The 20,158-nt window shown below is 43.2% G+C and carries 19 protein-coding genes and 1 riboswitch; of the genes, 15 read left to right on the forward strand and 4 right to left on the reverse strand.

All coding sequences use genetic code 11. The features are described from left to right. Positions 1-60 precede the first annotated feature (60 nt). Together BW944_RS00685 and comGA are read right to left on the reverse strand one after the other, a co-directional pair. On the reverse strand, positions 61-1,089 hold the full coding sequence (locus BW944_RS00685; RefSeq protein ID WP_076556410.1) for a type II secretion system F family protein: 1,029 nt from the start codon (positions 1,087-1,089) through the stop codon (positions 61-63). After that, on the reverse strand, positions 1,070-2,041 hold the full coding sequence (gene comGA, locus BW944_RS00690) for a competence type IV pilus ATPase ComGA (RefSeq protein WP_076556411.1): 972 nt from the start codon (positions 2,039-2,041) through the stop codon (positions 1,070-1,072). Before comGA ends, BW944_RS00685 begins: the two co-directional genes overlap by 20 nt. 197 nt (positions 2,042-2,238) lie before the next feature. Further along, positions 2,239-2,340, forward strand: a riboswitch (glycine riboswitch). A 139-nt stretch (positions 2,341-2,479) separates the two neighbouring features. Here comGA and gcvT point away from each other — a divergent pair. Genes gcvT through gcvPB form a run of 3 tightly spaced genes read left to right on the forward strand, consistent with a single transcriptional unit; the run spans position 2,480 to position 6,401 of the window. After that, the gene (gcvT, locus tag BW944_RS00695) at positions 2,480-3,583 is read left to right on the forward strand and encodes a glycine cleavage system aminomethyltransferase GcvT (RefSeq protein ID WP_076556412.1); all 1,104 of its coding nucleotides are present in this window, start codon (positions 2,480-2,482) and stop codon (positions 3,581-3,583) included. A gap of 12 nt (positions 3,584-3,595) precedes the next feature. Further along, positions 3,596-4,948, forward strand: a complete 1,353-nt coding sequence (gcvPA, locus tag BW944_RS00700) for an aminomethyl-transferring glycine dehydrogenase subunit GcvPA (RefSeq protein WP_076556413.1) — start codon at positions 3,596-3,598, stop codon at positions 4,946-4,948. Further along, positions 4,941-6,401, forward strand: a complete 1,461-nt coding sequence (gene gcvPB / locus BW944_RS00705) for an aminomethyl-transferring glycine dehydrogenase subunit GcvPB (RefSeq protein WP_076556414.1) — start codon at positions 4,941-4,943, stop codon at positions 6,399-6,401. Before gcvPA ends, gcvPB begins: the two co-directional genes overlap by 8 nt. Before the next feature lie 83 nt (positions 6,402-6,484). On the opposite strand, the gene BW944_RS00710 is transcribed toward gcvPB, so the two are convergent. Then, a complete protein-coding gene (locus tag BW944_RS00710; protein WP_076556415.1) occupies positions 6,485-6,865 on the reverse strand; it encodes a rhodanese-like domain-containing protein in 381 nt (126 codons plus the stop codon). A gap of 369 nt (positions 6,866-7,234) precedes the next feature. Between BW944_RS00710 and BW944_RS00715 the strand changes: the two genes are divergently transcribed. Continuing rightward, positions 7,235-9,799: a vitamin B12-dependent ribonucleotide reductase gene (locus tag BW944_RS00715; RefSeq protein ID WP_076556416.1), complete on the forward strand. Its 2,565-nt coding sequence runs from the start codon at positions 7,235-7,237 to the stop codon at positions 9,797-9,799. 385 nt (positions 9,800-10,184) lie between these two features. After that, complete coding sequence (mntR, locus tag BW944_RS00720) at positions 10,185-10,610, forward strand: transcriptional regulator MntR (RefSeq protein WP_076556417.1); 426 nt, start codon at positions 10,185-10,187, stop codon at positions 10,608-10,610. Positions 10,611-10,938: 328 nt separating this feature from the next. Here the strand turns inward: mntR and BW944_RS00725 are convergent, their stop codons facing one another. Beyond that, positions 10,939-11,334, reverse strand: a complete 396-nt coding sequence (locus BW944_RS00725; protein ID WP_076556418.1) for an SA1362 family protein — start codon at positions 11,332-11,334, stop codon at positions 10,939-10,941. A 216-nt stretch (positions 11,335-11,550) separates the two neighbouring features. Here BW944_RS00725 and BW944_RS00730 point away from each other — a divergent pair, with 216 nt between their 5' ends. The 10 genes from BW944_RS00730 to BW944_RS00780 all read left to right on the forward strand — a co-directional run bounded on the left by BW944_RS00730 (position 11,551) and on the right by BW944_RS00780 (position 19,564). Beyond that, positions 11,551-12,612 (forward strand): M24 family metallopeptidase, encoded by a 1,062-nt coding sequence (locus BW944_RS00730; protein ID WP_076556419.1) that lies wholly within the window; start codon positions 11,551-11,553, stop codon positions 12,610-12,612. A gap of 17 nt (positions 12,613-12,629) precedes the next feature. After that, positions 12,630-13,187, forward strand: a complete 558-nt coding sequence (efp, locus tag BW944_RS00735) for an elongation factor P (protein WP_076556420.1) — start codon at positions 12,630-12,632, stop codon at positions 13,185-13,187. A 210-nt stretch (positions 13,188-13,397) separates the two neighbouring features. Continuing rightward, a complete protein-coding gene (gene accB, locus BW944_RS00745) occupies positions 13,398-13,907 on the forward strand; it encodes an acetyl-CoA carboxylase biotin carboxyl carrier protein (protein WP_076556422.1) in 510 nt (169 codons plus the stop codon). 16 nt (positions 13,908-13,923) lie between these two features. Beyond that, positions 13,924-15,291 carry an acetyl-CoA carboxylase biotin carboxylase subunit gene (accC, locus tag BW944_RS00750; RefSeq protein WP_076556423.1) on the forward strand — a complete coding sequence of 456 codons (1,368 nt, stop codon included), beginning with the start codon at positions 13,924-13,926 and terminating at the stop codon, positions 15,289-15,291. Next, positions 15,291-15,680 (forward strand): Asp23/Gls24 family envelope stress response protein, encoded by a 390-nt coding sequence (locus BW944_RS00755; RefSeq protein ID WP_076556424.1) that lies wholly within the window; start codon positions 15,291-15,293, stop codon positions 15,678-15,680. Before accC ends, BW944_RS00755 begins: the two co-directional genes overlap by 1 nt. A gap of 165 nt (positions 15,681-15,845) precedes the next feature. Further along, positions 15,846-16,223, forward strand: coding sequence for a transcription antitermination factor NusB (gene nusB / locus BW944_RS00760; RefSeq protein WP_076556425.1), 378 nt, complete (start codon positions 15,846-15,848; stop codon positions 16,221-16,223). Positions 16,224-16,250: 27 nt separating this feature from the next. Next, positions 16,251-17,099 carry a bifunctional methylenetetrahydrofolate dehydrogenase/methenyltetrahydrofolate cyclohydrolase FolD gene (folD, locus tag BW944_RS00765; RefSeq protein WP_076556426.1) on the forward strand — a complete coding sequence of 283 codons (849 nt, stop codon included), beginning with the start codon at positions 16,251-16,253 and terminating at the stop codon, positions 17,097-17,099. 17 nt (positions 17,100-17,116) lie between these two features. Beyond that, positions 17,117-18,469 carry an exodeoxyribonuclease VII large subunit gene (gene xseA, locus BW944_RS00770; protein WP_076556427.1) on the forward strand — a complete coding sequence of 451 codons (1,353 nt, stop codon included), beginning with the start codon at positions 17,117-17,119 and terminating at the stop codon, positions 18,467-18,469. Continuing rightward, positions 18,459-18,692: an exodeoxyribonuclease VII small subunit gene (xseB, locus tag BW944_RS00775; RefSeq protein WP_076556428.1), complete on the forward strand. Its 234-nt coding sequence runs from the start codon at positions 18,459-18,461 to the stop codon at positions 18,690-18,692. The genes xseA and xseB overlap by 11 nt, the downstream gene beginning before the upstream one ends. Then, positions 18,692-19,564 (forward strand): polyprenyl synthetase family protein, encoded by an 873-nt coding sequence (locus tag BW944_RS00780; protein WP_076556429.1) that lies wholly within the window; start codon positions 18,692-18,694, stop codon positions 19,562-19,564. The genes xseB and BW944_RS00780 overlap by 1 nt, the downstream gene beginning before the upstream one ends. Positions 19,565-20,158: the final 594 nt, after the last annotated feature.

Here is a 20,158-nt window from a genome sequence, read left to right on the forward strand (position 1 = left end):
ACCTCGTGAGTTTTGTTTTTTCATTATCATCATGAAGAAAGAGACGCTTACAGCTAATCTTTAGTACACCTGAATCCAGTTATATAACGGAAGCATAATCGAAAGATAAATAGAAATTATGATCACCGCAGCGATTGTCAAAAAGACAGGATGGATCAATTGAATCGTCTTTTCGGTTTTCGTTTTAAGTTGTTCCAGAAACATAAAAGCGAGTAAAGATAGTTCGTCTGCCAGAGCCTGATTGTCGTTGGCTTCGTGAAAAACAGATATCATCTCTCTGCGCATCAGTATGGATTCATTCGCTGCCATACCAAGTGTGTTCCCTTCGGAAAGAGAGCGCAGCATTGTATTTGCGCTGAAGGATAGTTCTTGTTGTTTCGGCTGTGTGATTAGGATGTTCAGCACTTCATTCAGTGAGAACCCTGCTTTCAGCATAGAACTTGCATGAATCGCGAATTGATAACTGACGGTGTAAGATTTGATAGTTTGGACATAGGGGAGAAACCTGTAAATTTTGAGTTTCTTTTCAATCGAAAGAGAGGGGGAACATAGTTTATAAATACTTAGAACTATTAAGAGTATGATGAAAAGAAAAGTCATAATGGTAATGGTGTAGTCCATAACATGAAAGATATAAAGCGACCATGGTTTGTCCTCTTCATGAGCATATAAATTTTCAAAGCTGGGTATCACAGATTTCTTCATAAAGAAAAATGTGATGGTGAGAAAAAAAAGCAGAATCACTGGATATCTGAGAGTATGGAGAAATTTCTTTTTCGTCTCGTAAGAAATGGAGAGTAGTTGATAACATTGCCGAAATAGAGAAGGGAAATCCTTGCGTATCTTTCCGAAATAAAGAAATGAAATAACTATTTGAGAAAACCCTGCTTTGGCGAAAGCGTCTTCCATCTGCTCTCCTTTTTTGAAATGGAAAAGAAGTTCAGAGGTCAAAGGTTTTAACTCCTCATCCCAGCCGGTGATATTCAGGGCTTGATGAAGAGGATAGCCTTTTTCCAATAGCGGGAACATTCTTTTGAAAAAATGGATTTGTACAGGAATGGGGAGAAGTTTAGGCTTGAATGAAACCATAAGCCCAGGCTTTCTTTTTCATGTGGGGGAAAGTTTGAGAGGAAATGAAGGGACGATCGTTCAGAGCACAGGCAAGCGATTCATTGTCTAATATTTCTAAGATGGCTGCTCTTCTTCTTAAAGGGGGGGAAAGCAGTAACCTTTGGCTTGCGATTGCACGAATCGTTTGTTGCATATCAACTTCTGAAATTTTCATTTCCCTTAGTCTTTGAATGGTGCCACTCGCATTTTTAGCATGGAGCGTACTGAAAACCAGGTGACCACTAAGGGCGGCACGCATAGCGAAATGGGCGGTTGCTTCGTCTCTGAGTTCTCCAACGATGATAACGTCTGGGTCGTGTCTTAATGCAGCTTTCAACCCTTCGTCATAAGTGAACCCCGTTTTTTCATTGATTTGAACCTGAATAATGCCCGGGATGTATTTTTCGATTGGATCTTCGAGTGTGACTATCTGAAATGTACCATCTGCTATGAGTAATTCCATCAATGCATAAAGAGTAGTCGATTTTCCGCACCCGGTAGGACCTGTGAAAAGAATCAAGCCTGAATTAAAATTACACCAGCTGGTAACTTTATTCAATTGCTCAGGAAATAGGAAAAGTCGCTGAATGGGAAGACCTTGGGTGGTGGGTAACAAGCGTATTGCCAGACTTTCTGTTGAGGTAAGGGGAAGGGTGGAGAGTCTGAGATCGACACTATTTCCGCTGAATGAAAAGGCCATTTTCCCATTTTGGGGGAATTTTATTTCTCCTATGTCCATTTCAGAAGAAAACTTCAAGTAAGTCAGTAACTTACGGTAAATAGGGGGAGCGATCGAGTGATGAAAAGTTCTTTCTCCGTTGACCCGATAATAAATGAGAATTTCGTTAGGGCCAGGGATAAAGTGGATATCTGACGCCTCACGCTTTAGAGCGTCTTTGATTATCTTCTCACTTAGTTCTTTGGCATTCAAAGCATATATCACCTCATCTTTTTGTTATAAATTATATATTCGACATCTCTCTCCGAATTCCTTCTTTTCATTTTAAATGGGTTGGAATAAATCATGTTGGAAAATTTGAAATTGAATGAAATATTACAAAAGGGTGTGATATAATTGTACTGCTTACAATTATAAAGGCTTTGAGTTCAATTACATATTCGACGCGGATGACCGTGGAGGGAGAGACTGCATCTCATTAAAAACAAATGCAGCGCCGAAGGAGCAAGCATACAGCGAATCTCTCAGGCAGCAAAGACTTTCACGGGACGCACCTCTGGAGAGTGTCTGCTTATGCAGGCCACCTACGAAGCAAGCGCCTAGACGTTAAACTTTCCGGTTACAGGACAGAGACTTTTTCTACAAGGGAAAAGTCTCTTTTTTTATTCGGATCCAAAAGGAGGAAGACGGATGAGTCAAGGTAGAAAAACTCCCCTGTTCGAGGAATTTATAAAATTAAATGCCAAAACGATTGATTTTGGAGGCTGGCAAATGCCGGTCCAGTTCTCAGGAATAAAGGAAGAACACTATGCAGTGCGTGAACAAGCGGGGTTGTTCGATGTTTCCCACATGGGAGAAATCCTGGTAATAGGGGACGACGCTGTGGAATTTCTGAATCGCATGCTGACGAACGATATAGAAAAACTGACCCCCGGGAAGGCCCAGTATACATTGATGTGTTATGAACATGGAGGTACTGTGGATGACCTTATCGTTTATCATCTCAGTGATAGAGAATACTTACTCGTAGTGAACGCCGCTAATAAGGAAAAAGATTTGCAGTGGCTCCTCGATCACCGTACTGAAGGGGTAGACATTACTGATGAGTCTGCTGCATACGCTCAGCTGGCGATCCAGGGTCCAAGGGCACAAGATATTCTTCAATCCATCACTTCGACAGAGTTGAAAAATATCAAGTTTTTCCGTTTTGAATCGGGCGTGAAGTTTGATCAGGTGGAAGGGAAGGCGATTGTCTCCAGGACAGGTTACACAGGAGAAGATGGTTTTGAAATTTATCTCCCTTCAACATCTGCAGTTGATTTGTGGAGAGCTTGTCTGGAGGCAGGGGAAGCATCCGGGATAAAGCCGGTTGGTCTCGGTGCCAGAGACACATTGAGGTTCGAGGCAGGTCTCCCTCTATATTCGCAGGAGCTTACAGAAACTATAACCCCGATTGAAGCCGGGCTCGGCTTTGCAGTGAAGGCAGACAGATCGATGGATTTTATCGGTAAATCTGTTTTGAAGGATCAAAAATCGAATGGTACGGAAAGGAAAATGGTTGGAATTGAAATGCTTGATAAAGGCATACCGCGGACTAATTACAAAATTTTCTCTGAAAAGGATGAAGAGATAGGTTTTGTTACAAGCGGCACACAATCCCCGACTCTTCAAAAAAACCTGGGTCTTGCTCTGCTGGATATTAGGCATACATCTATTGATGAAATTATATACGTTCAGGTGCGAAAAAAGATATTGAAAGCGAAAGTGACAGCACTCCCATTTTATAAGCGGTAGGAGGAAAGTGTAATGGAATTCAGGTATTTACCCATGACAAAAGAAGATAAATCAGACATGCTTCAATCGATTGGAGTAGAGTCGACCGATGAATTATTTTCCGATATCCCTCGAACAGTCAGACTGGATAGGGAGATGGAATTGAAACCTCCTGAAAATGAGTATTCTCTTATGCAGGAAATGAGGAATCTTTCTGAAAGAAATTCGAATTTGCGCCAGTACACTTCTTTTTTAGGGGCAGGTGTCTATGATCACTATATTCCATCAGTGGTCGATCACGTTATTTCAAGGTCAGAATTTTACACAGCCTATACCCCTTATCAACCGGAAATTTCTCAGGGGGAACTGCAGGCTATATTCGAGTTTCAAACGATGATAGCAGACCTCACGGGGATGGATGTCGCAAACTCCTCCATGTACGACGGAGGTACAGCTCTGGCTGAAGCTATAACGCTAGCTGCCGCTCAAACGAAAAAGAAAAAGGTCCTCCTTAGTGAAGCGACTCATCCTGATTCATTGGATGTGATTAAAACTTATGCCCGGGCCCATGGTCTTGAGCTTACGTTCATAGGGGAAGAGAACGGGACAGTTTCCTTCGAAGAACTTGATGAACACTTATCAGATGATGTGGCTGCTGTAGTTGTGCAATACCCGAATTTTCTCGGGCAGGTGGAACCTCTTAGGGAAATCAGGGAGCTGATGAATGAAAAAGCGAGGAAGGCCATGTTCATCGTATCTGCAAATCCACTGGCTCTCGGGTATCTCACTCCTCCTGGAGATTTCGGGGCGGACATTGTAGTCGGAGATACACAAGTTTTTGGTATTCCCGCTCAGTTTGGAGGACCGCATTGTGGATATTTCGCTGTCACTAAAAAGCTGATGAGAAAAATTCCGGGGCGCTTGGTGGGAGAGACGGTAGATGAAGACGGAGAGAGAGGATTCGTCCTCACTCTGCAGGCAAGAGAACAACATATAAGAAGAGAGAAGGCAACTTCGAATATTTGCTCAAATCAGGCATTGAACGCTCTTGCTTCCAGCGTAGCTCTCACTTCACTCGGAAAAGATGGATTATTCAAGATGGCTGAAATGAATATTCAAAAAGCTATGTATTTGAAAAAATGTGTGGAATCGAAAGGGTTATCTCTGCTTGGGAAGGGACCTTTTTTCAATGAACTGGTCATTCAAATACCTATTACGGTGAAAGAAGCCAACAAAAAATTGTATCAGCATGGAATTATCGGTGGGTTCGACTTAAGCAGGGTAGATAGTAAATACGGAAAAAGTATGCTGGTCGCTGTCACAGAACTTCGATCGAAAGAGGAGATAGAAAAGTTCGCAGAATTATTGGGGGGATTTCATGAGTAAAGAAGCGTACCCGTTAATTTTTGAAAGGAGCAAAACCGGCAGAACCGGTTTCAGTCTCCCAGAAAATGATGTAGCGGATATGGACGTTGCAAATATGTTCGAGGATTCGTATATACGTAAAGAGAAAGCGGAGCTTCCGGAGGTCAGTGAATTGCAACTCATCAGGCATTATACCGGCCTTTCTACCAGAAATCACGGTGTGGATACCGGTTTTTACCCGCTTGGCTCCTGTACTATGAAATATAACCCTAAACTTAACGAAGACGTAGCCAGGCTTCCAGGGTTCAGTCACATCCACCCTTATCAGGAGGAGAGTACAGTTCAGGGAACTCTATACTGGATGTACGACTTACAGGAATCTCTGGCCGAAATCACCGGCATGAACACAGTCACTCTTCAGCCGGCTGCAGGGGCTCAAGGAGAATGGACAGGACTGATGATGATCCGTTCCTTTCATGAAAATAATGGAGATATGGATCGTACAAAAGTGATCGTGCCGGATTCAGCTCATGGCACAAACCCGGCATCCGCGACAGTAGCCGGCTTCGAAGCGGTTACAGTGAAAACGAATGAGCGGGGGCTTGTAGACATTGAAGATCTGAAGCGGCTCGTGGATGATCGTACTGCTGCATTAATGCTTACGAATCCCAATACACTCGGTCTGTTTGAAGAAGATATTGTAGAAATGGCTGCGATTGTTCATGAAGCTGGAGGAAAACTCTATTATGATGGCGCTAACCTGAATGCGATTTTAGGGTACACCAGACCCGGGGATATGGGTTTCGATGTGGTGCATCTTAACCTTCATAAGACGTTCACAGGGCCTCACGGTGGCGGTGGTCCCGGGTCCGGTCCTGTCGGGGTTACTGCAGAACTTGAACCTTATCTCCCGAAACCTCTGCTGACAAAAAGCGGGGAATCTTATACGTTCGACTATGATCGTCCACGTTCGATCGGTCGGGTGAAGCCTTACTACGGGAATGTCGGCATCAATTTAAGGGCGTATACCTATATAAGGACGATGGGAGCGGAGGGATTGAAACGTGTGAGTGAGTATGCAGTACTTAACGCAAACTATATGATGAGGAGGCTCTCAGACTCCTTTGAACTCCCTTTCACCCAGCACTGTAAGCATGAATTCGTCCTTTCAGGAAAAATACAGAAGAAACTGGGAGTGCGGACCTTAGATATGGCTAAACGACTGCTTGATTTCGGTTATCATCCGCCGACCATATATTTTCCGACGAATGTAGAAGAAGCGATGATGATCGAACCTACGGAAACAGAGGCGAAAGAAACGCTAGATGGATTTATTGAAACGATGGAAAAGATAGCGGAAGAAGTGAAGAAGGATCCTGAGATAGTTCAGGAAGCTCCTTATTCCACGGTAGTAGGAAGACTTGATGAAACGACAGCTGCAAGAAAACCGGTATTGAAATACGCTCACAAATAAGAGGAATCGCTCGCAGGAAATATAAAAGGCCCGGACAGACAAACTGTTCGGGCCTTACTTATGAACTCTTTCAGAATAGAGAGTTATTTCTTAGCTTTGATCTTTCCTGACCACTTCTTGAAGCCTCCTTGAAGATGATTCAGATCTTTATATCCTTTTTTGTTGAGAAGCATTGCAGCTCTCGTAGAGCGTGCCCCGCTCTGGCAATAAAGATAGACAGGTTTGTCTTTCCGGATTTCAGCTGTACGATTTCGCATCTGAGATAGTGGGATGTTACGTGCACCCAGTATGTGCCCGCCATCAAATTCTTTCGGTTCTCTTACATCAATCAGCTGTGCTTTGCGATATCCCTGTTTAAACTCGTCTTCTGTCAAGGTAGTCAGAATTCTTTTCGATTTTATATATCGGTAAACAGAAAAGGCAATTAAAACGACGACGATACCTAAGAGTATCCACCAATTCATAATGTCGTTCCCCCCTTACTAAATATTGTTCCTAATCTATTATAAGCAGTTCCCCCCTCAATTTCAAAGATTTCTTTTCCTTTACCGGGTTATAAAATCAATTGTATGCTATGGATGGATTCAGTTGTAAGTGATCTTTGCAAGGAACAAATTTTTTTAAAAAGAGAATGATTGAAAGAAGTTTCTTTGTTAAACTCTCTCAGAAGACTGTTTTTATACAATTTCATAGTTGACAAAATTATTCTTCATTGTTCAAAAACACAATATATTGTGTTTTTTTATAAAAGGAACACAATATATTGATTAAATTTTTGTGAGTGTGGTATGTTATTAAGTAGAAGTAATGATTTCGGAAAAGGAGAGGGTAGTATGACAACAAGTACCTCTACGAAAGTACAGACGAAGATAGATGTGCGTCAATTGAATGAGGATATCAAATTATTTCCTCAGGTTTTTGAGGTGACCGAAGACATGACGATTACCCATCATGGAGTGTCACGACTCGTTATGCTCGACAGATACGCATTCAAAGATACGGAACGCATTACATTGAAAGAAGGGGATTTCGTCGTTCTTACAGTCAGGGCCGACCCTAAATTTCCTGCAAGAGGATTCGGTTTTATAACTTCCATAGACTGGGAAAAAAGGGAGGCCAGAGTGAAAGTCGAAGACGAGTTCGCTCATGTTCTGGACGAAGAGGAAGCAGATGGGGTCGTCAGCCGTGGATTGGATACGATCGACAAACCCCTTGAGGTTTATTATGAACAGATCGCTAAAAGAAATGCTACAGGATTGTCTCTCGTAGAAACTACTGAAGAAGAGAAAAAACACAGTTTCAACGAATTTTATGAAGAATTATCTTCCATGAATTTCGTCCCCGCTGGAAGAGTGCTTTACGGAGCGGGTTCTGAAAAAGAGGTTACTTATTTTAATTGTTATGTGATGCCTTTTATCCAGGACTCGAGAGAAGGTATCTCCGATCACCGTAAACAGGTCATGGAAATCATGTCTCGTGGTGGTGGAGTAGGAACGAACGGTTCCACACTCAGGCCAAGAAACACGTTGGCAAGAGGAGTGAACGGCAAGTCCTCTGGCTCTGTGTCCTGGCTGGATGACATTGCGAAACTTACGCACCTGGTGGAACAGGGAGGATCACGCAGGGGCGCTCAGATGATCATGCTGTCCGATTGGCACCCTGATATTGTGGAATTCATCATTTCTAAGATGCAGAATCCTAGAATTCTTCGTTATTTGATTGAAAATACGACGGACAATCAGATTAAACAACTTGCCCAGGATAAGTTGAAATTCCAACCTCTCTCAGAAAAGGAACGAGATCTCTATCAAAGTGTTCTGAATTTCAAAGGTATCGACGGCCAAGGAGGTTTTACGAACCAATCCATCCGGGAAGCTGAAGAAAAGTTGCGTGATGGAGGGACGTATTCTGTACATCATTCCGATTTTCTGAGCGGCGCAAATATTTCCGTCTGTATAACAGATGAATTCATGGAAGCAGTGGAAAAAGAGGAGATGTATTCTCTCCGTTTTCCGGATGTGGAGTCTTATACAACGGAAGAAATGAAATACTATAATGATCAGTGGCAACATATTGGTGATGTGAGGGAATGGAAAGACAAGGGTATGGCTGTGCGGACTTACAAAAAGATTGCAGCACAGGAACTATGGAACCTTATCAATATTTGCGCGACCTACTCAGCAGAGCCGGGTATTTTCTTCATTGATAATGCAAATGATAAAACAAATGCAACGGCATACGGTCAAAAAGTCGTTGCTACAAATCCTTGTGGGGAGCAACCACTCGCCCCGTGGAGTGTTTGCAACCTTGCGGCAGTAAACCTGGCTGAAATGGCTGATAAAACCTCCAAAACTGTAAATTATGAAAAACTGAAAAACACCGTAAGAACAGGTGTAAGGATGCAGGATAATGTAATTGACTCCACCCCTTACTTCCTTGAAGAAAACAAAAAACAGGCTTTAGGAGAGCGTCGTGTCGGTCTTGGTGTAATGGGACTTCACGATTTGCTGATATACTGTGAAACGGAATATGGATCAAAGCAAGGGGATGAATTGGTCGAAAAGATTTTTGAAACAATTGCAGTAACAGCTTATGAAACGTCTGTAGAACTTGCGAAAGAAAAAGGAAGCTTTCCTTTCCTTGTAGGGGATACGGATGAAGAGACGATGGAAAAACGCCATAGGTTCATCAATACCGGATACATGAAGGGGATGCCTGAACATGTCAAGGAAGCTATCCTTGAAAATGGGATCAGGAACTCCCATTTACTGACGGTAGCCCCTACAGGCTCTACTGGTACTATGGCTGGAGTAAGTACCGGATTAGAGCCGTACTTCTCCTTTTCCTATTATCGAAGCGGACGTCTGGGTAAATTCATTGAAGTGAAAGCTGAAATCGTTCAGGAGTATCTCGACAACAACCCGGAAGCCGATGAGAACGACTTACCTCATTGGTTTGTGACTGCCATGTCTATGACTCCGGAAGCCCACGCAGATACACAATGTATAATCCAAAGGTGGGTGGATAGCTCCATCTCTAAAACGGTGAATGCGCCTAAGGGTTACTCTGTGGAGCAAGTACAGTCTGTTTATGAAAGATTGTACCGCGGTGGTGCCAAAGGAGGAACCGTGTATGTGGATGGAAGCAGAGATTCACAGGTGCTTACATTGAAAGCAGAACAAAGTGAGTTTGATGGGGAACAGGAATCATTTGAATTCGAAGATGAACAAAGACAGGTAGTGCTGATGGATACAGTTCAGGAATTACAGTCTACTAATGTATCAATCGGTTCTGAAGTTGGGGATACATGCCCTGTTTGTAGACAGGGAACAATCGAGGATATCGGTGGCTGCAACACATGCACAAACTGTAATGCCCAATTAAAATGTGGCCTTTAAATTTTAAAGAAAGAGCATCCGTAATGGACACGGGTGCTCTTTTTCAGGTGCCACATGGATAAAGCCGTGGGTTTATCCATGGTCAAAGATGAAATAAAGACGGTTGTGGGTTTTAGTGCGAAGGGGGAGACAGCTATCTGGATCACGGCATGAACTCAGAAAATAACGGAAGCGACTACAGGGAATTCATCGAATTTCTATGTCATACCTGTGCAAAGCCTCCGCGCCTATAGATGTAGATCAACAACAATCGATAACATACCCTAAGGCAAAAAGGAAATGGAGAAGAATTACACATTCAAAAGAGGAAGAATCCGAGTTGTTTACAATTTGTAATTAGTGTATGATTTTTAAAGGATGATCTGATTGATAACGGAGGTATATTATGCCCACACCTAGTATGGAAGATTATATTGAGCAAATTTATTTATTAATTGAGAATAAAGGATATGCCAGAGTGTCGGATATAGCTGAAAACCTCAGTGTTCATCCTTCTTCAGTAACGAAAATGGTTCAAAAACTGGACAAGGATGAATATTTGACTTATGAGAAATACAGAGGCCTTATTCTTACGACAAAGGGAAAAAAGATAGGGAAACGCCTCGTTTATCGCCACGAACTTCTTGAGAATTTCCTGGAGATCATCGGAGTGGAGAAGGATAAAATATATGAAGAAGTCGAAGGTATCGAGCACCATTTAAGCTGGGATTCCATCGATAGGATTGGTGATTTGGTCCAATATTTTGAAGAAGATTCCTCCCGCAGGGAAACACTTATGCATATTCATAAAAAAAGTGAAGAAGACGCCTGAGAAGCGTCTTTTTTTATACCTCATCCAGGGTCGCGACAAGAAAAAAAGGCCGGGGACCGACCTTTTTACTTGAATGGGAAGCGGGAGTTTATAGTGGTTTTAAAGATATTCCTCCGTAAAGGGTTTGGTGTGTATGAATTGAATGCTTCTGGTGATGTTTATATATTTTTTTGAGAATTGAAAGGCTGAAAAGCGACATCGCTCAGAATTGGTTGAATAGAAGATTGAGGCAAGGACTTATACATATTACGGGTGAAACCATAAAAAGTGGCCGAAAGTGGGATAGACGAAGGTTCGAAATTAGGGTGATGTTGTTTCATTTTTATTTTCAGAATGAAACATGATTATCGTCTTTGTTTTTACCTTTTGTACCCTCGATCACCCTTAGGTGAGAAGGAGAGGCTTTTCTTTTTTTTGTCTGTTTCTTCGGTGGTTTCGATTGTTTGGTAGTTTCACCCGCAGGTTTGCCGTACTTCTGTTTCGATTGCTTGACGGCTTGCTTATATTTTTTCATATCATCTGTATTTCCACTTCCGGCACCGCTCCCGAGCCGCTTGCGGATAAACAAAAAGTAAATGAGCCCATAGATGACAGCTGCTATTCCGACCATCACAATTATAGAAGAAAGAAAGCCTGTCGTATTTGTCAATAATTGTGAAACGACGTAGAAGGCGGCTAGACCGATAAGAACATATATCATCCACGTAAACCATCTGCGTGCCATGGGAGTCCTCCTTTCAAAGCTCTTATATTTATGTTATACCACTAATTAAGATGTTTTTATCATGATTTCGGAAATTTATTTAAAAAAACTTGTAGAATACCACTGAAGAATCGTTCTGAACCCAACTCAAGAAGCCGGGAGTAGTGAAGGTGTAGAGCCTTATGGTACACTTAGTAAGGAGAGTTTAAAAGTATTTAAAGAGGAGGATCTGTATACATGACTCAGCTCAAGCTAATCCGTGAGTCTATGAAAGAGAAAGGGATTGACGGACTACTTATTTTAAGTGATAAAAACAGAAGGTACATAACGGGATTCACCGGAACATCCGGTGCTGTATTGATAACTGAAGACTCTGCTAAATTAGTCACTGATTTCAGATATGTCGAACAGGCGGAAGATCAAGTGACGGAGTTTGAAATAGTGGAACATAAAGGACCTATGTCTGAAGAGATAGCTGCTCAATTTCGTAGCACTAACACAGAGAAGATAGGGTTTGAAAAAGAACACCTCACCTATAGCGTATACGAGATCTTCAATGAAAAAATCTCAGGGGAGCTTGTTCCGGTAGCAGGGATAGTAGAAACGCTTCGTATGGTTAAATCATCGGAAGAAATTTCTATTCTCCGGGAGGCAGCGAAAATCGCAGATGAAGCATTCGACCATATACTTACTTACATCAAGCCTGGTGTAAAAGAGATAGATGTCTCGAATGAACTCGAGTTCTTCATGAGAAAGAAAGGCGCCACTTCATCAAGTTTCGATATCATCGTGGCTAGCGGCTATCGCTCTGCTCTTCCTCATGGAGTAGCATCAGAGAAGAAAATCGAAACCGGAGAATTAGTCACTCTTGATTTCGGTGCTCTTTACAAAGGGTATTGTTCAGACATAACGAGAACTGTGTCCGTAGGCGAGATCTCCGACAAACAGAAAGAGATTTATGCGACCGTACTGGAAGCTCAGAAAAAAGGAATGGATGGACTGAAAGCAGGTCTGACCGGTAAAGAAGCAGATGCACTTACAAGAGATGTGATTAATGAAAAAGGGTACGGAAGTTATTTTGGTCATTCGACCGGTCATGGCATCGGACTTGACGTTCATGAAGGTCCTGGTTTATCACACCGATCTGATGTAGAATTGAAACCTGGAATGGTAGTGACTGTAGAACCCGGGATATACGTCCAGGGTACAGGCGGCTGCAGAATCGAAGATGATACGGTGATCACCGAAGAAGGTAATGAACCGCTGAATCACTCCCCGAAAGAATTGATAATCTTATAAATTTGGAGGAAATAAAAATGATATCAGTTAATGATCTTAAAACAGGACTTACAATTGAAGTCGATGGTGGCATATGGAGCGTAATGGACTTCCAGCACGTCAAACCCGGAAAAGGGGCGGCTTTTGTCCGTACCAAATTGAGAAATCTGCGCAACGGGAATATTCAAGAAAAAACTTTCCGTGGCGGTGAAAAAGTAAACCGCGCTCATATTGAAACGAGAAAGATGCAGTACCTCTTTTCTTCAGGCGAGATGCATACCTTCATGGATACTCAAACCTTCGATCAGGTGGAATTGCCCGAAAAGCAAATCGGGGACAAACTTAATTTTCTTATAGAGAACATGGAAGTCTCCATTCAAACGTACGAGGGGGAGACGATTGACGTAGATCTTCCGAAGAACGTAAAACTTGAAGTGACGGAAACGGAACCCGGAGTCAAAGGTGATACTGCCAGTGGCGGAACGAAACCCGCGACACTTGAAACAGGTTTGATTGTACAGGTTCCTTTCTTTGTGAACCAGGGAGACATCCTGCTTATAAGCACTGATGAAGGAAAATATGTGTCGCGTGCCTAATATGATTTACTCCTCCGGGATTCTCGATATCTCGGAGGTGTTTTTCATAAGTCAAAAGAAACTATTAACAGAAGATGAGAAACAATTTCAAACTTTTGCATACTCCAAAAATATGAAATCGCTTTCTATGAAGTTGCAGGGTAGAAATATCTGTCGTAAAATAAACAAGAACTCATTTTGAAGATATTTTACATAAAGGAGTGCCAGTTCATGCTAAAGGTACAGGAGATAAGAGAACTAATTAAATTGATTGATGAATCAAGTATCCAGGAGTTTGAATACAAAGAAGGAGAAAGTAAAGTGACCTTGAAAAAACAGGGGGGAGCGGTTCCTGCTCCAGCCCCTGCGCCAGAAGTAAAGCCTGAAGTACAGAAACAGCCGACGCAGCCACCTGTGCCCCGGGAGGAACAGAATACGGTCAAGGAAGAAAAAAGCGATAATAAGGAAGAGTCAGACCAAGCGGAACAAAACTCGACTGACTATGATTATGAAATCAAATCGCCGATGGTGGGTACCGTTTATCATGCACCCGCTCCGGAAGATGATCCTTATATCCAGGTAGGGGACAAAGTGGCTGAAGACTCGGTAGTTTGCATTGTCGAGGCGATGAAATTATTCAATGAAATTGAAGCGGAAGTTTCAGGGGAAGTCGTTGAAATCCTGGTAAGCGATGGAGAATTGGTCGAATATAACCAGCCGCTCTTCCGTGTGAAACGTTAAGGAGAGGTGGGAGCTTTTGATTAAAAAAATATTGATCGCAAACAGAGGAGAAATTGCAGTTCGGATTATCCGTGCCTGCAAAGAAATGGATATTGAAACTGTTGCCGTTTATTCAGAACCTGATAGAGAAGCTCTTCACGTACAAATTGCTGATGAGGCCTACTGTGTAGGGCCTAAGTTAAGTAAGGACAGCTATTTGAACTATACGAATATATTAAGTGCTGCAACGATGACTGGTGCTGATGCTATCCATCCAGGCTACGGATTCCTCGCTGAGAATGCTGAATTCGCCGAGATGTGTGAGGAATGTAATGTCACTTTCATTGGTCCCTCTGCGTATGCTATTCAGAAAATGGGTACGAAAGATGTAGCGCGGCAAACGATGGAGGCAGCAGGAGTTCCGGTAGTACCTGGCTCTGAAGGCATCATTCAGAATGTAGAAGAAGGCAAAGAGGTGGCCGAAGAAATAGGCTACCCTGTAATTATCAAGGCCACTGCCGGCGGCGGCGGAAAAGGGATACGCGTAGCTCGTGATGAAAAAGAACTGATCGAGGGTATCAGAATGACTCAACAGGAGGCGGAGACTGCTTTTGGTAATCCTGGAGTATATCTCGAGAAGTTCATCGAAGATTTCCGTCACGTAGAAATACAGGTGCTGGCTGATAATCATGGCAATGCGATTCATTTGGGAGAGAGAGACTGCTCGGTCCAACGGCGTCTCCAAAAACTGATTGAAGAAACACCTTCCCCGGCTGTAACTGAAGACATCCGTAAAGAAATGGGTGAAGCTTCTGTTCAGGCCGCACTAGCGGTCAATTACTCCGGAGCAGGTACGATCGAATTTATCTTCGATCACAATGACAAGAAATTCTACTTCATGGAAATGAACACCCGGATTCAGGTAGAACATCCGGTTACGGAAATGGTTACCGGCGTAGACCTGATCAAGGAACAGATTAAAGTTGCAAATGACGAGCAGTTATCTTATAAACAGGAAGATATCACATTCGAAGGCTGGGCGATGGAATGCCGGATCAACGCGGAAGATCCTTTCAAAAACTTCATGCCTTCGGCAGGTTATATCGATATGTATCTGCCGCCGGGCGGTTTTGGTGTCAGGGTAGATTCTGCAGCATATCCTGGTTATATGATTCCCCCTTATTACGATTCAATGGTAGCGAAACTGATTACTTATGGCAAAGATAGAGATGAAGCGATCGCTAAAATGAAACGCGCTCTAAGTGAATTTATCGTTGAGGGCGTCCATACAACAATCCCTTTCCATCAGCGAATGATGAACCATGAAGTATTCAAGGGCGGGGACTTCAACACGAAGTTTCTCGATACCTACTCAGTGATGGGTACAGGAGAGGAGAAATCTTAATGGATGAACAGCATTTGAATGTAACGGAAAGCTCGGCACTCGGTTCCGTAGAAATCGCTCCGGAAGTCATTGAAGTCATTGCAGGTATCGCTGTGTCCGAAGTGAAAGGTGTCGCCGAAATGAGAGGGAATTTCGCTTCCGGGGTTGCTGAAAAACTCGGGAAAAAATCTCACGGCAAAGGGGTCAAGGTAGATCTGATCGAGGAAGGCGTTGTCATTGAAGCTTTTGTAGTTATGGATTATGGCATTTCCATACCTGATGCTGCAGAGAAAATACAGGAAAACACAAGGCAGGCTTTAGAGAACATGACCTCTCTTTCAGTGAAAGAAGTGAATGTTCACGTTGTAGGAGTGCAAATGGAAGGAAAAGAACAGGATACATTCGAATGAGAAGGATCGGGGCTTTAAGCTCCGATTCTTTTTTATCGACGAAAATGGATGATAGGGAAGCTGAGAGGGGCGGAATGATTGAATATTCTTAAGCGGATCTTGTTCGCAATTCGGATTTGTAAATGATATGATTTAAATCGGAATGAGTTCGAAAGGGGAAAGATAATGAAAAGAAGGACTGCTAGAGAAAAAGCGTTCCAGGCGCTTTTCCAAATGATTACAACAAACCTGGATAAACAACATGCCATGGACTACGTACTCGAAGAAGAAGAGAATGACGATTTTCTTATATCCCTTGTGGAGGGCGTTACCTCCCATCAGCAGGAATTGGATGAGCTGATCGTGGATAATCTGGAAAATTGGTCATTGGATCGTTTACCTAAGGTGGAAAAAACGGTTCTTCGTATCGCAGTTTACGAGCTGAAATTTGAAGAAGAAACACCTACACAAGTAGCGATCAATGAAGCAGTGGAACTTGCAAAAACTTTCGGTGATGAGGCTTCAGGGAAATTCGTGAACGGCGTACTTTCAAAAATGGGTTAATTTATATGGAAACGGGGGAGTTATCAGATGACAGCGGAAATTATTTACGGTAGTGAACTGGCTCAGGAAATTAGGCAGGAATTGAAAGAAGAAGTGGACTCTCTCAGAGAGAAGAGTATCAGTCCGAAGCTTTCTGTTATTATAATCGGTGATGACCCCGCTTCAAAATCCTATGTAAAAGGAAAACAGAAAGCTTCTAACAAAATAGGGATGGATGCGGATCTCTGGGAATATGAGAGTTCAATTTCTGAACAGGAACTTCTGGAGAAAATCAGTGAATTGAATAATGATCGAAGTGTGCATGGAATTCTGGTCCAATTACCCCTCCCTGATCATATAGAGGAACAAAAGGTCATTGAAGCGATCGTACCTGAGAAAGATGTGGACGGATTCCACCCTGTAAGTATAGGCAAAATGATGACAGGTCAGGACACTTTCCTGCCGTGCACCCCTCATGGAATCATTGTCATGCTTGAGAGAAGAGGTATTAAGATCGAAGGAAAGCACGCTGTAGTCCTAGGGAGAAGCAACCTGGTCGGGAAACCGGTAGGGCAACTGCTTCTCAACCGGAATGCTACGGTGACATATTGTCATTCGAAAACTAAGAACCTGAAAGAAATCACCAAACAGGCAGATATCCTCATAGTTGCGATCGGAAAACCTTCGATTATCACGTCTGATGATATTAAAGAAGGCGCTGTAGTGATAGACGTCGGAGTGAACCGTGTAGACGGCAAATTGACAGGAGATGTCGATTTTGAGTCAGTGGATCAAGTTGCGTCTTATCTGACGCCGGTACCTAAAGGGGTAGGACCTATGACGATAACAATGCTTCTGCACAACACGATTGAAGCTGCTAAGAAAATCAATCAGTAGCATGGGGAGGGAATACCGTGGAAGATCGTTACTTGACGGTCACGGCCCTGACTAGATACATTAAGCAGAAAATCAGTAGAGACTCACACTTGAAAGAAGTATGGCTGAGAGGTGAGATTTCGAATTTTAAACATCATAGTCGTGGCCACATGTACTTTTCAATGAAAGATGATAGTGCCCGTATTCAAACAGTAATGTTCGCCGGGAACAACCGGAATCTCAATTTCACTCCTGAGAACGGTATGAACGTGCTTATCCGCGGAGAGGTCAATGTTTATGAACCGATGGGGCAATACCAGCTGTATGCTAAAGAAATGGTGCCGGATGGCGTAGGCGATCTACATATTGCCTTCGAACAATTGAAGGAAAAATTGATGAAAGAAGGTCTTTTTTCTCCGGAATACAAACAAAAGTTACCATCGATGCCTTCGCACATCGGCGTAATCACTTCTCCAACCGGCGCGGCGATCAGGGATATTCTGACTACTGTTGAACGAAGGTTTCCAATGGTGAAAATATCGGTGTTGCCGGTGACAGTGCAGGGGAAACAGGCTGCGACTTCAATATCGCGCGCCATTGATTATGCGAATCGCCAGTTGGATTGTGATGTGCTGATTGTCGGAAGAGGCGGAGGCTCTATAGAGGATTTGTGGGGCTTTAATGAAGAAGACGTGGCAAGAGCCACGTTCCGTTCGCTAATCCCGATTATCTCAGCGGTAGGACATGAAACGGATACAACCATCATTGATTTCGTTTCCGATTATCGTGCTCCCACCCCAACAGGGGCTGCAGAAATCGTAGTTCCCGATTGGCGTGAGTTGAACCAGCGACTCATGGACCAGGTGAGAAGATTGCAACAATCGATGGACTTAAGAGTGGAAAACGCGAAACACAGATTGCGGACAATGGAGAAGTCTTATGCTTTTAAATACCCAAAGCAGTTGATTGGGCAGAAGGAACAGGACCTTGACAGAGTCATGGATCGGTTCCACGCCTCAGGCAACAGGCTGTTCAAAGAGAAAAAAGAAGCACTGGATCGACTGGATAATCGTCTCTCCCAAGTAAGACCTGACAGACGAGTAGAGAGAGAACAGACGGAAGTCAATCAGTTACACAGGCGCCTCGAAAAACAAATGGCTCGGGTGATTGACGAGAAGAAAAACCGCTGGCAGTCACTCGTGCAACAACTTTCTCTTGTCAATCCGCTGGAAATCATGAATCGGGGCTATGCCTTGCCGTATAACAAAAATAAGGAACTCATAAAATCCGTCGATGATGTGGATGAAGGTGAAACTATAAAACTTCAGATAAACAGCGGTGTTATTTACAGTGAAGTTACCGGATGGGAGGATGATGAACATGACCGATAAGAAGGAGCCGTCTTTCGAAGAAAATATGAAGCAGTTGGAAGAAATAGTGGAGAAGTTGGAATCCGGAGATGTTCCGCTTGAAAAAGCGATCCAGTACTACCACGAAGGAATGAAACTATCTAAGGTTTGTAATGATAAACTGACCAGTGTCGAAGGTCAGATGAAACAAATTTTGAATGAACATGGTGAATTTGAATCGTTTGATGTACAGGAGGATGAATAGTGAAGAAATATATCCAGGAGCAGAAGGATTGGATTGACAAGGAAGTATACAAAAGGATAGAAGAGTTGACTGAGGAAGGAAGATTACGTGATGCCATCATGTACTCCATGGAAGCAGGGGGCAAGAGATTGAGACCCCTTCTGATGAAAGCGACTTTTGATTCTTTTTCTTCTGAAAAACCTGTATATATATCTGCAGCTGTTGCACTGGAAATGGTCCACACGTATTCACTCATCCATGATGATTTGCCTGCCATGGATGATGATGATCTGCGAAGGGGTCAAAAAACCAATCATAAAGAATTTGATGAAGCTACAGCCATACTTGCTGGTGACTCCTTACTGACAATGAGTTTTGAAATGATCACTGCTGACGCTCACCTTACTTCCGATCAAAAGGTGTTCATCGTACAACAGTTATCTGCCGCGGCTGGACCTAAGGGAATGGTTTCCGGACAAATGTGGGACATGCAGCATGAAGACCTGGAAACAGATGTAGAGACCCTTAAAACAATCCACTTGAACAAAACCGGAAGATTGATCGCTTTTTCTATTGTGACAGGAGGATACCTGGCTGGCTTGCAGGAAAATTCGCTGAAAAAATTGCGGGAAGCAGGAGCAGCAGTTGGGTTGATTTTTCAAATTCAGGACGACATCCTTGATGTGACTGGAGACAAAGAGAAACTGGGAAAACCTGTAGGAAGCGATGAATCCAACAAAAAAAGTACGTACCCTAAACTGTTGGGACTTGAAGGTGCGAAACAGGAAAAACAAAAATATGAAAAGACAGTGGAGAGTATTCTACGGGAACTTGAGGCCGAAGGCACACCTGTTGCTGAATTGATTTCTTACATGAGTCAGAGAGAGTACTGATTTCTTTTTCTTTGAGCCCTCTTCGGGATTATGGTATATTAAAGCTAAGCAAGGAATGGTGCAGTATTCTAGTCAGTCCTCCGCTCCTGAAGGCGGGCCTAAAAATCCGCCAAAGGGCATATCGATGAAGTTCCTTGTGCCGGCTTGAGGCGCCCAGCCTTGGGTCGGTGCTGGGAGTTAAGGTTGAGGGGCGATCCGCAAAGGCATGTGGGCGTTGACCCCGCTTCCGTGGAGGCCCATCTTTGTAAGGGAAGCTGAGCCAGCTTCCCTTATGAAATGGGGTATAAACCTGTATCATATGGAGTAATATCTGTATGTACAGCGTAGCCTGCCTTGAGTGGTTGCGAGGGGATTACAGTATTTCAGAAATCATATATAGAATGGCCATTGATATATGATTTAGTTTGCACTGTATGAAATCGAAACTGCAAAAGAGGCTAAGGAACGGTTAAAGGCTGCTGGAGAAATTCCCTAGACTGTTCAAAAGGACAAAAAACAGCGATTATAGTGTGGACTGAGTGGCAATCCAGTCCGAGTGACGGAGACGTGCTCGACCCGGGTTTAAAGGGGAACCGCCTAAGTGGTGACACGCGG

This window comes from Salimicrobium flavidum, assembly GCF_900156645.1.
Lineage (GTDB): Bacteria > Bacillota > Bacilli > Bacillales > Halobacillaceae > Salimicrobium > Salimicrobium flavidum.